8 protein-coding genes are annotated in these 13323 nt (G+C 73.6%); 3 read left to right on the top strand and 5 right to left on the bottom strand.

The annotated features are described in order from the left end of the window. Positions 1–495: 495 nt before the first annotated feature. Positions 496–1044 (bottom strand): MarR family winged helix-turn-helix transcriptional regulator, encoded by a 549-nt coding sequence (locus BIV25_RS25870; RefSeq protein WP_071374815.1) that lies wholly within the window; start codon positions 1042–1044, stop codon positions 496–498. 125 nt (positions 1045–1169) lie between these two features. Here BIV25_RS25870 and BIV25_RS25865 point away from each other — a divergent pair, with 125 nt between their 5' ends. Next, positions 1170–2459, top strand: coding sequence for an MFS transporter (locus tag BIV25_RS25865; RefSeq protein ID WP_256256065.1), 1290 nt, complete (start codon positions 1170–1172; stop codon positions 2457–2459). A gap of 64 nt (positions 2460–2523) precedes the next feature. Here BIV25_RS25865 and BIV25_RS25860 read toward each other — a convergent pair whose 3' ends face one another. From BIV25_RS25860 to BIV25_RS25850, 3 genes are all read right to left on the bottom strand, one after another. After that, positions 2524–3342, bottom strand: a complete 819-nt coding sequence (locus tag BIV25_RS25860; protein ID WP_071374813.1) for a class I SAM-dependent methyltransferase — start codon at positions 3340–3342, stop codon at positions 2524–2526. Between the two features lie 3 nt (positions 3343–3345). Next, positions 3346–5025, bottom strand: a complete 1680-nt coding sequence (locus BIV25_RS25855) for a SpoIIE family protein phosphatase (protein ID WP_071374812.1) — start codon at positions 5023–5025, stop codon at positions 3346–3348. 159 nt (positions 5026–5184) lie between these two features. Next, the gene (locus BIV25_RS25850; RefSeq protein WP_071374811.1) at positions 5185–6564 is read right to left on the bottom strand and encodes an NAD(P)/FAD-dependent oxidoreductase; all 1380 of its coding nucleotides are present in this window, start codon (positions 6562–6564) and stop codon (positions 5185–5187) included. A gap of 377 nt (positions 6565–6941) precedes the next feature. Between BIV25_RS25850 and BIV25_RS25845 the strand changes: the two genes are divergently transcribed. Beyond that, positions 6942–7751 carry a TetR/AcrR family transcriptional regulator gene (locus BIV25_RS25845; RefSeq protein ID WP_071374810.1) on the top strand — a complete coding sequence of 270 codons (810 nt, stop codon included), beginning with the start codon at positions 6942–6944 and terminating at the stop codon, positions 7749–7751. A gap of 216 nt (positions 7752–7967) precedes the next feature. Further along, entirely contained in the window at positions 7968–9869 is a 1902-nt protein-coding gene (locus BIV25_RS25840; protein WP_107486324.1) for a sigma-70 family RNA polymerase sigma factor, read from the top strand. Positions 9870–9894: 25 nt separating this feature from the next. Here BIV25_RS25840 and BIV25_RS25835 read toward each other — a convergent pair whose 3' ends face one another. Next, on the bottom strand, positions 9895–13215 hold the full coding sequence (locus BIV25_RS25835) for a BTAD domain-containing putative transcriptional regulator (RefSeq protein ID WP_071374809.1): 3321 nt from the start codon (positions 13213–13215) through the stop codon (positions 9895–9897). Between the last annotated feature and the right edge of the window lie 108 nt (positions 13216–13323).

The raw sequence follows: 13323 nt of genomic DNA, 5'->3' as shown, positions 1-13323 counted from the left end.
GTTCTCAAGGAACGGTCGCTTCCTTTGTACTTACCCTCTCGGGCTTTCCTCCGGGCTTCCCTTCGGTGTTTCCGACTCTATCAGATCTTTTCTCGATCCGATTTCCTCGGTGCTTTCCAGGTTCCCGCTCCGCTTTCGCTTCGCGTTTCCCTTTCCGGCGGTTCCGACTCTATCAGATCCTTTCGGCGTCTGACTCCCAGTCAGGGGGGCTTGTCTTCCCGGCCGTTGGGCCGTTCCGACGTCTCAAACCTTAGCGGATCCGCTCGGCGATTCCCAATCGGGGCGCCGGGCTTCCATTCGAATTGAATTCGGGCATGCCGAAATCGACCCGGACGGGGGATCGTGCTGGTGGTGTGAGAGGGTGCCGCGCGAAGCGGCGGAGTGTTGCCGGAGAACCGTTACGGCTCGGTGGCAACCCGGAGAACTCTACGGATCCGGCAGGCGAGCGTCAACCCTCGCTGTCAAGATCTTTTCTGTGGCCCTGATGGGGCGGCATCAGTCCAGGTCGGTGAGGCGGCCGCCGGCGTCCGGCTGGGCGTGCTCCACCCTGCGCAGCAGACGGGTGAGGACCTCTCCCAGCACCGCGCGCTCCACGGGAGTGAGGTCCTGGAGCAGGTCCTCCTCGAAGACGGTCGCCAGGCGCATGGCCTCCAGCCACTTCTCACGGCCTTCGGGGGTCAGCTCGACGATCACCCGGACGCGGTTCGACTCGTCGCGCTCCCGGGTGACGAGACCCTCGGCAACCATGCGGTCGATCCGGTGGGTCATCGCGGCCGGCGTGAGGCCGAGCCGCTTGGCGAGGTCGCTGGGGCCCATGCGGTAGGGCGCGCCGGACAGGACGAGGGCCTTGAGGACCTCCCACTCGGCGTTGCTGATGCCGAGGGCCGAGGTCTGGCGGCCGTACGCGACGTTCATGCGGCGGTTGAGCCGGGACAGGGCCGAGACGATCTTCTCGACCTGGGGGTCGAGGTCCTGGAACTCGCGCTGGTAGGCGGCGATCTGTTCTTCGAGGGTCGGCTCTGTGACGCCGGGGGTGTCGGCCATGGCCGCAGTATCGCACGCAGCTCCTTTGCCTTGAAGTCCTTGATTGTGTAGTCTTTAGCTTCGAACTTTAGCTTTGAAGTCTTCAGATCTAACTTCTTCAGATCTCAGTAGTGAGAGAGGTGAACGTGACCAGGGCGATGGGCGCAGCGATGCGCCGGATCCACGTGGGTAACGCACTCAGCGCCTTCGGGCTCGGCTTCACGGTCCCGTACCTGTACGTCTACGTGGCGCAGGTGCGGGGTCTGGGGTCGATGACGGCGGGGCTCGTCCTCGCCGTCTTCGCCGTGGCCGCGCTGATAGTGCTGCCGTTCGCCGGCCGGGCGATCGTGCGGCGCGGCCCACTGCCGGTCCTGCTCGCCGCCCTGGTCACCGCCGCGCTCGGCGCGCTGAGCCTGGGGCTGGCGGGCAACGCCACGGCCGTACTGCTGTCGGCCGCGGCGCTCGGCGCCGGGCAGGCCGTGATGCAGCCGGCGCTGGCGACGATGATCGTGGACTGCTCGTCGGCGGACACGCGCTCGCGTGCGTTCGCCATGCAGTTCTTTCTGCAGAACCTGGGGCTCGGTGTCGGTGGTCTGATCGGCGGCCATCTCGTCGACACCACGCGCGTGTCCTCGTTCACGCTGCTGTTCGCGATCGAGGCGGCGATGTTCCTGCTGCTGGTCGTGGTGATGGCGACGGTGCGGATGCCGCACGCCCCTCGGCTGGGGGACGTTCCCGCGCCGTCGGCAAGGGGCGGCTGGAAGCAGCTGCTCGGGAACCGGGCGATGGTGCAGCTGTGCGTGCTCGGCTTCGTGCTGTTCTTCGCCTGCTACGGCCAGTTCGAGTCGGGTCTGAGCGCGTACGGCGTCGAGGCCGCCGGGATATCCACCTCGGCGCTGGGCACCGCCCTGGCCGCGAACACGCTGATGATCGTGGTCGCCCAGTTCGCCGTGCTGAAGTTCGTCGAGCGGCGTCGGCGCTCGCGCGTGATCGCCGGGGTCGGCCTGATCTGGGCCGTGGCGTGGGTCGCGGCCGGGTACGCGGGGCTGGGGCACGGCAGCCAGGAGATGGCCACGGCCGCGTTCGTCTCGACGTACGCGCTGTTCGGGCTGGGGGAGGCGATGCTGTCGCCGACCGTCGCGCCGCTGGTCGCCGATCTGGCGCCGGAGGGCATGGCCGGGCAGTACAACTCCGCGTTCGCGCTGGTCAAACAGCTGGCGCTGGCCGTCGGTCCGGCGGTGGGCGGGCCCATGGGTGCCTCGCTGCACGCGCCGTACATCGTGACGTTCCTGCTGTTCTCGCTCGGGATCACCGTCCTGGCGCTGCGGCTCGGGCGGCGGCTCACCGCGGTCCAGGACCGGCCGTGGTCGGCGCATGCCAGCCGGGTGGTCACGCGCGGTGGGGCGCCTTCGGAACCCGTGGCGGCGGAGGCGTAGTCCGCGGCCCGGAAGCGGTTCGCGGCGGCCGTCGCCTTCGGGTGGCGGCCGTCGTGCGTACCGGTCAGCGGGTTGCCGTCACCAGGGTCACGGTGAAGGGAAGCGTCGCCGTGCCGTCGGGGGCGGTGCGGTCGGCGAGCTGGTCCAGGACCAGGCGCGCCGCGGCGGTGAGGGCCTGGCTGCCGCCGGCCCGGGCGATCAGGCCGCCCCAGAGGGCGGTGAGGTGGCCGGGGACGTAGCCGGCCAGCGGGGGCAGGGTGATGCCGAGGGTGACCTCGCGGTGGGCCGTGTCGTGGTAGCCGACCGTGCGGAGGGCTTCGGTGAGCTGGTCGGCGGTGCGGGCGAACGCCCGCGCGAAGTAGCCCGGCGCGTCGGGGCCGCCGTACGCCTGGAGGGCCTGCTGCTGGGCGAGGAAGTAGGGCTGGCGGTCGACGGGGGCCCAGACGGTGGTGGCGAAGCGGCCGGTGGGGCGGGTGACGCGGGCCGCCTCGGCGAAGGCGGCGCCGAGGTCGGGGAAGAACTGGGTGCCCTGCTGGCAGACGACGGCGTCGAAGACCGCGGTGTCGTAGGGGAGGTGGTCGGCGGGGGCGACCGTGAAGTCGATGTCGGGGTAGAGGCGGGGGTGCTGCTCCCGGGCGACCCGGATCATGCCCTCGTCGATGTCGGCGCCGCAGACCCGGCCGGTGGGGCCGGTGAGCGCGGCGGCCGCGTGAGCGGCGAAGCCGGTCCCGCAGGCGAGGTCGAGGACGGTGGCGCCGGGGGCGAGGTCCACGGCGCCCAGGAGCTCGGTCACGAAGGGGCGCATGATCGGAGCGCTGTAGGCGGCGTACTGCTGCGGCCCTTCGCTCGCGCGGTGTACGTCTGTCGGGGGCTCGTCTGCCATGGGTCAGTGCTTCCCCTGCGTCCCCTGGTTTCCCTGTTTTCCCTTCGGCAGGACGAATTCGCACCACACGGCCTTGCCGCCGCCGGGGGTGCGGCGCGAGCCCCAGTTCGAGGCGATCGTGGCGACGATCGCGATGCCGCGGCCGGACTCGTCGGCCGGTTCGGCGCGGCGGCGCCGGGGCAGGTGGTCGTCGCCGTCCGTGACCTCGACGATCAGGCGGCGGTCGGTGCGGCGCAGGCGCAGGCGCATCGGCGGGGTGCCGTGCTGGAGGGAGTTGGCGACCAGTTCGCTGGTGGCGAGAACGCCGAGGTCGTGCAGTTCGGTGGGGAAGCGCCAGCTGGTGAGGACGCCGGAGGCGAAGGCACGCGCGCGTGGGGCCGCCTCCACGCCGCCGAGGAGTTCCAGGGCCGCGTTGCGGAAGAGTTCGCCGGCGGGCCCCGTACGGGCCGGGTGCTGGAGGACGAGGACCGCGACGTCGTCGTCGTGGTCGGCGGTGACGCCGGCCGAGCGGACCAGGCGGTCGCAGACGACCTGCGGGGTGCCGGTGGCGCCCGCGAGGGCGCGTTCGAGTGCCGCGATGCCCTCGTCCAGGTCCTCGTCGCGGCGTTCGACCAGGCCGTCCGTGTAGAGGACGGCCGTCGATCCGGGGCCGAGCGCGATCGATCCCGACGCGTGCATCCAGCCGCCGGTCCCGAGCGGCGGGCCGGTGGGTTCGTCGGCGCGGGAGACCGTGCCGTTCTCGTCCCGGACCAGGATCGGGAGGTGGCCCGCGGAGGCGTACACGAGCCGGCCCTCGTTGGGGTCGTGGACGGCGTACACGCAGGTGGCGATCTGGTTGGCGTCGATCTCGGCGGCCAGGCCGTCCAGCAGCTGGAGCACCTCGTGCGGGGGCAGGTCGAGGCGGGCGTACGCCCGGACGGCTGTCCTGAGTTGGCCCATGACCGCCGCCGCGCGCACGCCCCGGCCCATGACGTCGCCGATGACGAGGGCGGTGCGGCCGCCGCCGAGGGTGATGACGTCGTACCAGTCGCCGCCGACCGCGGCCTCGGTGCCGCCGGGCTGGTAGGTGGCGGCGATGCGCAGGTCGTCGGGTTGTTCCAGCTCCTGCGGGAGCAGGGAGCGCTGGAGGGTGACGGCGGTCTCGCGCTGGCGGCGTTCGCTCGCGCGCAGGCGTTCGGCGGCCTCGGCGTGGTCGGTGACGTCGGTGGCGAAGACCAGCACGCCGGCGTCGCGGTCGCCGTCTTCGGCGACGGGGGTGCACGTGAAGGTGTACGACCGGCCGTCGACGGCCTTGCGGGACTTCAGGGTTCGGGGCTTGCCGCTGCGCAGCACCTGGTCGAGGAGCGGGAGCAGGCCCAGCTCGGCGAGCTCCGGCAGCGCCTCCCCCGCGGGCGCGCCCGCCGGTCGTGCGCCGAAGGCCGCCGTGTACGCGCCGTTGACGTAGGCGAGGCGGTGGTCCGGACCGTGCACGAGCGCGACGAGGGCCGGGACCCGGTCGAGGACGTCGCGTGCGGGCAGTTCGTCGACGGCGGGCACCGGGGGTGTGCCGTCGGCCGGCTGCTCGGCGCGGGCCGCGGGCACCGAGCCGTCTCCCCGCCGGTCCGGGGGGACCGGGGTCTCGGTCCGCGCGGCGGCGCGGCGCTGCGTTCCGGGGAGCCGGGCGCTCCAGCGCGTGAAGTTCACTGTGGGAAGAGCCTCGTGGGTGCTGTGGGCGGGCGGGTGACCCGTCCGCGGACGTGGGGCAGTCTGGCAGGGTCTTGGCGGGAGCGCAGGGTCTTGCGGGGGCGGGCCGCGACGACATCCGTCAGACGCCGGAGCGGGCCGTGGAGTTCCTGGGTCCGGTCAGGACGACCCCAACGGGTCGTCCGAGGGGCTGTGAGGAGGCTTTCCACCGGCAGCGAGTTCGAACTCCGCTCGGGGATGTTCGAGCGAACCGAGCGAGACGATCTCGCGTTTGAAGAGCCCTGCGAGGGTCCATTCCGCCAGCACGCGGGCCTTTCGGTTGAAGGTGGGCACCCTGCTGAGGTGGTAGACGCGGTGCATGAACCAGGCAGGGTAGCCCTTCAGCCTGCGCCCGTAGACCTGGGCGACGCCCTTGTGGAAGCCGAGGGAGGCGACCGAGCCGGCGTACCGGTGCGCGTACGTCTCCAGGGGCTCGCCGCGCAGCGCGTGGGCGATGTTGTCGCCGAGGGTGCGGGCCTGGCGGACGGCGTGCTGGGCGTTGGGCGCGGTGTCGGTGCCGGGTTCGGCGGCGGTGACGTCGGGGACGGCCGCCGCGTCACCGGCGCCCCAGGCGTGCGCCGCGCCGTCCACGGTCAGTTCGGCCGTGCACTTCAGGCGGCCGTGGGCGGTCAGCGGGAGGTCGGTGGCGGCGAGCACGGGGTGCGGTTTGACACCGGCGGTCCACACGACCGTACGGGTCGGGAAGCGCTGGCCGTCGCTGAGGACGGCGACGCGGTCGGCGCAGGAGTCCAGGCGGGTTTCGAGCAGCACCTGGATGTTGCGGCGGCGCAGCTGGGTGACGGCGTAGCGGCCCAGCTCCGCGCCGACCTCGGGGAGGATGCGGTCGGAGGCCTCGACGAGGATCCATCTCATGTCCTCGGGGCGGATGTTGTGGTAGTAGCGCACGGCGTAGCGGGCCATGTCCTCCAGTTCGGCGAGCGCCTCGACGCCGGCGTAGCCGCCACCGACGAAGACGAAGGTCAGGGCGGCGTCGCGGATCGCGGGATCGCGGGTGGAGGAGGCGATGTCCAGCTGTTCGAGGACGTGGTTGCGCAGGCCGATGGCCTCTTCGACGGTCTTGAAGCCGATGCCGTACTCGGCGAGGCCGGGCACGGGCAGCGTGCGGGAGACGGAACCGGGGGCGAGGACGATCTCGTCGTAGCCGAGGAGGTCGGCTGCCATGCCCTCCTCGGTGGTGGCGGGCGTGGAGACGGCGGCGGTGCGCACCTCGTGGTCGACGGAGATCACCTCGCCGACGACGACGTGGCACTGGGGCAGGACGCGGCGCAGCGGTACGACGACATGGCGAGGGGAGATCGATCCGGCGGCCGCTTCGGGAAGGAAGGGCTGGTACGTCATGTAGGGGTCGGGCGTGACGACGGTGATCTCGACCGCACCTCGCCTGAGCTCGGCCTTCAGCTTCCGCTGGAGACGCAGGGCCGTGTACATCCCGACGTAGCCGCCGCCGACAACCAGAATGCGCGCACGTTCCTTCACCATCCCATGACGCACCCGGCGCTGTTGTTTGTCCACAGTCCCGGCAATTTGTGTGACCGGCGGGCGGGTGTGCGGTGGGCCGGGGGTGGTCGGCGGGGTGGACGAAAGGGGGCAGCTCAGCGGGGGCGGGCCACAGTGTGCGAAGGTGGGGAATCGGGACGGATGTGACGCGTACTCCGATCGGGGGGCGCGCTGTGCGGAACCTGCCCCTTCTGAATTGACTGCCTCTCAACTATGTTCGTGTGTCGACGGGGTGTAGGGAATGTGCTCGAACGGGGCCCGCGACGGGCGGACCCGGTCGAGATCGAAGTGGGTTCCGCGCACTCCGGATTCAGTGGCGGGGAGTCTCCGGGGGGAGACGTCATTACCGGGGGAAAAACATGCATGTTCAGGACACGCATCATTGGTCATCGGCAGCCGCAGCCGTCGTCACACCCGGCGGCGGGGCGGTGAGCGCCGCAGTGGGCAACGGACGCGCGGACGCGTCGCGTACGACACCGCTGCGCGTGGACGCACAGCGCAACCTGGAGCACGTGCTGCGTGCGGCGCGCGAGGTCTTCGGCGAGCTGGGCTACGGCGCGCCGATGGAGGACGTGGCGCGGCGCGCACGGGTCGGTGTCGGCACGGTGTACCGGCGCTTTCCCAGCAAGGACGTACTGGTCCGGCGGATAGCCGAGGAGGAGACCGCGCGCCTGACCGAGCAGGCGCGCACCGCGCTCGGTCAGGAGGACGAGCCGTGGTCGGCGCTGTCCCGGTTCCTGCGGACGTCGGTGGCGTCCGGGGCGGGGCGGCTGCTGCCGCCGCAGGTGCTCGCCGGCTCCGCGAAGGGCTCCGCGCACGGCCCCGCCGGTCTGGCCGAGGGGGGCGCTGCCGCAGGCCCCGCCGAGGAGCCGCGGGTGCCGCAGCAGCGGGTGCAGCCGGCCTCCGGTGAACTGCGGCTGGTGTCCGGGGAGTCCGCGGGAGCCGGCGGCTCCGAGGACAGCGGGGTCGGTGAGCTGCTCGACGTGGTCGGGCAGCTGGTCGAGCGGGCTCGGGCCGCGGGCGAGCTGCGGGCGGACGTGTCCGTCGGGGACGTGCTGCTCGTGATCGCCACGGCGGCGCCGTCCCTGCCGGATGCCGCGCAGCAGGCGGCGGCGTCGGCCCGGCTGCTGGACATCCTGCTGGAGGGGCTGCGGTCGCGGCCCGCGTAGCTCGGTCGCGTTCGGCCGCCCGTACCCGCCCGTGCAGGTTTGACGGGTGAGTACGGGTGCGCCGAGATCGCTCGTCCGGATGACGTTCGAGAGGGTTGCATTGACCACACCCCTCGGATGAGTGGATGCCGCGAACGGGGGTCGTTGAACAAAAGACAATGTGGCACTCTGTGCCGGTGACGGATTGGGCTGGGCCGGTGTCGGGGGCTTTCCGCGATGGGCGTTGAGGGGCAGGACGAGTCACGCGGTGACGATGCGGGCACTGCGGCCGCGGAGGCCACCGGGGTGACCCCGCCCCAGGTGCCGAGCCAGGGCGGTCCGAGCCGGGGCGGTCGCACCACCGCCCGGAGCGTGCCCGCCCAGCGTGAGGGCAGCGTGCTGCCGCCGCCCCGGGGGATGCCGTCGGGCGACGCCGAGCTGATCGAGCGGATGCGCGGGGGCGACGACTCCGCGTACGAGGAGCTGTACCGGCGGCACGCCGATGCCGTACGGCGTTATGCGCGGACCTGCTGCCGGGACGGGCACACCGCCGACGACCTCACCGCCGAGGTCTTCGCCCGCATGCTGCAGGCCGTGCGCGGCGGGTCCGGGCCCGAGCACGCCGTACGGGCCTATCTGCTCACCTCCGTGCGACGCGTCGCCGCCAACTGGACCAGGTCGGCCCGGCGTGAGCACCTCGTCGACGACTTCGCCGTCTTCGCCCAGCAGGCTTCGCGCTCGTCCGAGGTACCGGACGACGCTTCTTCCATCGGCTCCTTCGGCGCGGGCCTGGACCTGGGCGCCGACGTGCGCGCCATGCGGGAGGCCGAGCAGTCCATGGCCATGCAGGCGTTCCGCTCGCTGCCCGAACGCTGGCAGGCCGTGCTGTGGCACACCGAGGTGGAGGACGAGTCCCCGAGCGAGGTGGCCGTGCTCTTCGGGCTGGACGCCAACGGCACCCGGGTGCTCGCCAGCCGCGCGCGCGAGGGGCTGAAGCAGGCGTATCTGCAGGCCCACGTCAGCGCCACGCTCGCCGGTGACGAGGAGTGCGCCCGCTACGCCGACCAGCTCGGCACCTATGCCCGCCGCAAGCTGCGCATCCGCGCCGAGCGGGGGCTGCGCAAGCACCTGGACGAGTGCGCCAAGTGCCGGCTGGCCGCCGCGCAGATCGAAGAGGTCGCGAGCGGCATCCCCGGTGTCGTCCCGGTCGCGGTCATCGGCTGGTTCGCCACCGCCGGGTACGCCAAGGCACTCGGCATCGTGGCCGGCAGTGCCTCGGCCGGGGCAGCCGGTGTCGCCGCCGCGGCCACAGGCTCGTCCGGCGGGGCGGGCGGTGCGGGCGGGGCCGCCGCGTCGGAGGGGCTCGGGGCGCCGGTCAAGGCGGGGATCGCGGCCGGTGTCGTCGCGGCGGCCGCCGCCGCGGTGGCGCTGGCCCTGACCAACGCCGGCCACCCGCCGGCCAAGGAGATCGCCGGGCCGGCGCCGTCCGCCCCGGCCGTGCGCTCCCCCGCGCCGCAGCCGACCCCATCGAAGCGCACGCCGGCCCCGCCGCCGGTCGTGCCCGCCGCCGAGCCGACCCCCACGCCGACGCCCACACCCACGCCGGCCCCCAAGCCGAAGCCCACACCGACTCCCACGCCGACTCCGACGCCTTCGCCTTCGCCGAAGCCCACGCCGACACCGACGCCCACTTCGCCGCCGCCCAGCGTCTACGAGATGAACGAGCTGGGCTACGACGTCGGCGGCGACGGCACCCGGCCCGAGATCCGGCTCGGCGAGAGCAGCTGGGTGTGGCAGCGCTACGGCATGTCGATCGGCGGCGTGCCGTACGCGCGCGGGGTCACCGTGCACGGCGAGTCCTCCGTCACCGTCGCCCTGAACCGGCAGTGCACCGCGTACGACGCGCTGGCCGGCGTGGACGACATGACGCTCGGCCTCGGCAAGGTGTCGTTCTCGGTGTACGCCGACGGAGTCCGGCTGTGGCGGTCCGGCATGGTCAAGGGGCGCGACCAGGCCGTCCCCGTTCATGTGGACCTGACCGGGCGCAGCACCGTACGGCTCGTCGTGGAGCCGCACAGCAACGTCTTCGACCAGGCGGCGCTCGCGGACTGGGCGGAGTCCCGGTTCACCTGCCGGTAGCCGCGCCCGCCCGCCGGTCGTGTCCTCAGCGGCTCTCCACCGGTGGCTCCGCGGTGGCCAGTTCGCGCAGTACCCCGGTCGCGCCGAGGGATGCGCCCCGGGTGCGCTCGGCCGCGTAGCGGTCGGCGGGCAGGGCCGCGCGGGCGCCGGTGTGCACCCGGGCGGCCTCGGTGTGCTCCGGCTCGGCGCGCGGGGTGCCGGCGCGCCAGTGGTCCGCGGCGGCGTACAGCCGGATCGCGCGCGGCAGATCGCCGTGCCGGGCCAGCAGGCCGGCGGCGGTGTCGGCCAGGCCCGCCGTGATCGACTCGGCGCACCGCTGGGCCACGGCCTCGCGCAGCGCGTCGGCGAGGATCGGCAGCCCGTGCGCGGGGCCCGACTCGGCGGCGACGACGAGCGCCTCGACCATCCGCAGCCCCGCCGCGAACTGCGGTGGCGGGGTGCCTCCGCGCGCCGCCTCACAGCTCGCCTCGTACAGCGCGCGGCCGCGGGCGGTCTCCCCCTCGCGCAGGGCGATCTGCGCGCGCAGCAGCAGCACGAAGGCCTTCGACTCGCGCACCGTGTACCGGTCGGCGGCCGCTTCCGCCTCCTCCAGGGCGGTCAGCGCGGTCTTCGGGTCACCCGAGCGGTACGCGATCTCGGCGAGCCGCGCCATCAGGAACGGCGCCTCGGCGTGGGCGCCCACCTCGTGGGCGAGGCGCAGCGCTTCCTCGTACTCGCCGCGGGCCTCCTCGAACCGACCGCGCGCCATGGCCGCCTCGCCCGCCGCGCTGCACACCTGGGCCCGCATCCAGCGGTCCCCGACACGTCGGCTGAGCGTGCGCAGCTCGGCCAGGTCCTCGTCCACACCCCGCAGGTTGCCCGGGGAGTCGACGGTCACGTGGGTGCGGTACATCAGGGCGACGCCGGTCTCCCAGTCGCCGCCGTACCGGCGGCAGTTGGCGACGGAGGCGGCCATGTCCGGGCCGACGTCCGCCGGGCCGCCCAGGTAGTAGGCGGTCAGCGGCCAGACGATGCCGGGGAGCCGGGCCGCCCGGGGGCCGCCGTGCTCGTAGGCGGCCCGTACGCGCGCGACGTACTGCGGGGCGCGTGTGTCCGCCGCGAGGTGGTCCGTGCCCGACTCGGAGCTCAGGAACAGGAACAGCATCCGCAGGTCCGTCCGCAGCTCGCGCAGCGGATGCCCGGCCTCGCCGTCCGGGGCGGCGAGGAACGCCCCGACCGGGTCGGCCGCCTCCACGAGAGCGGCCAGCTCGCCGCCGGTGCGCGGGGCGCCGGACCTGCCGGGTGCCGCGAGGGTGTCCAGGGCCACGCCCAGGCGGAGGACCAGGCGGACCTGGGCGACCGCCTCCTGGCGGTGGTTGCGCAACCACCAGAACCAGCCCATGGCGAGGGCGATCGCGCCCGCCTCCGCCTCGTCGCCGACGCGCACCGCGCGGTCCAGTGCCGCCCGGATGTTGTCCAGCTCGGTCTCCAGGCGGGAGATCCACGGCAGTTGGGCCGCCGAGCGCAGCAGCGGGTCGGCCTCCTCGGCCAGCGCACGCACCCACGCGCGGTGCCGGCGCTCGGCGGCGGCGCGCAGGCCGGGGACCTCGGCGGCGCGCTCGGTGGCGTACTCGTGGATGGTCTCCAGCATGCGGTAGCGCATGCCGCCGGAACCGTCGGGGCCGGTGGGCGTGGCCACGACGAGGGACTTGTCCACGAGGGCGCCGGTCAGGTCGGCGGCCGGGCCCGTGCACACCGCCTCGGCCGCCGTGAGGTCCCAGCCGCCGGCGAAGACGGACACCTCGCGCAGCAGCGTGCGCTCGCGCTCGTCCAGCAGGTCCCACGACCAGTCGACGACCGCGCGGAGGGTCTGCTGGCGGGGCAGGACCGTACGGCTGCCGGAGGTGAGCAGCCGGAAGCGGTCGTCGAGCCGGTCGGCGATCTGCCGTGGGGACAGCAGCCGCAGCCGGGCCGCGGCCAGCTCGATGGCGAGCGGCAGCCCGTCCAGGCGGCGGCAGATCTCCGCCACGGCCCCGGTGTCGGCGAGCGCCGCGTCGGCGTCGGGACGGACGGCCTTCGCACGCTCGGCGAAGAGACGGTGCGCCTGCTCCGGGACGAGGGGCTCGACCGGGCGCACCGACTCGCCGGGGACGCCCAGGGGTTCACGGCTGGTCGCGAGGATCGTGAGGCCCGGGCAGTGGGTGAGGAGGGTCTCGGCGAGGTCCGCCGCCGCGCCGATGACATGCTCGCAGTTGTCAAGGATCAGGAGCCGGCCGCGCTGCGCGCAGTGCTCGATCAGCAGGGCGACAGGGTCGGCCTGCGGGGTCGTCAGCTCGTTGGTCAGCAGTACGGTCTCGCGCAGACCGAGGGCGCTGACCACCGCGCCGGGGACCGCCTCGGGGTGGTCGAGCGGGGCCAGCTCGACCAGCCATGCCTGCGGCAGCCCTGCGGCGGCCTCCTCGGCGAGACGGGTCTTTCCCGAACCGCCCGGTCCGATGAGCGTGACCAGGCGGGCCCTGTGTATGTCGGAACGAATGGCCGCGAGTTCTGGTTCCCGCCCGACGAAGGACGTCAGACGGGAGCGGAGATTGCCGGTGCGCTCAGGGGGTTGGGCAGGGGCCGCCGGTACCGCTGACGCCGGTGGTGTCTGCGACTGTGCGAGCAACGAGGCGTGCAGGGCCCTGAGTTCGGGGCCCGGGTCGGTGCCGAGGGTGTCGGCCAGGGTGCGGCGGGCGGACGCGTAGGCGGCGAGGGCGTCGGCGGTGCGGCCCGTGTCGCGCAGGGCGCGGACGAGGAGGGCGTGCAGGGGCTCGTCGAGGGGGTGGGCCGTGGTCAGTTCCCGCAGTTCCGGTACGACGTCGGGGGCGCGGCCCAGGTCGAGGGCGGCGGCGGCCCGGGCGCGGGTCGCCTCCAGGCGCAGGGCCTCGGGACGGGTGGCCGCGGTACGGTCGGGGAGGTCGGCGAGCGCGGGGCCGTGCCAGAGGGCGAGGGCCTCGGTGAGGGTGCGGTGGGCGGTGGCCGGGTCCCCCGCGCCGAGGGCCCGGGTGCCGGTGCGGGTCAGGCGGGCGAAGACGTGCAGGTCGATGTCGTCCTCGGTGGCTTCGAGGCGGTAGCCGCCCGGGGTGGAGACGACGGCGTGGCGGCCGAGGGCACGGCGGAGGCGGCCGACGAGCGCCTGGAGGGCGGCGAGGGCGTCCTGGGGCGGGTCGTCCGCCCAGATCTCGTCGATCAGGGTCTCGGGGGCGGTGGTGCGGGCCGGGCGCAGCGCGAGGGCGGCGAGCAGCGTGCGCAGGCGCCGGCCGCCGAGGGGTACGGGAGTGCCCTGGTCGTCCTCTGCTTGGGTTACGCCCAGGATTCTGTACCGCATCCGGCCATTGTCGCGGGGGCGGGGGAGCGGGGCACGGGGGTTTCGTGCGCGGTGCGTGATCGGCTCCCTGTGCCACTGCGGCCCAGGGGGCGCGGGGAACCGCGCGAC

The sequence above is a fragment of the Streptomyces sp. MUSC 14 genome, from assembly GCF_001866675.1.
In the GTDB taxonomy this organism is placed as follows: domain Bacteria; phylum Actinomycetota; class Actinomycetes; order Streptomycetales; family Streptomycetaceae; genus Streptomyces.
This window is presented reverse-complemented; position numbering and strand designations above follow the sequence as displayed.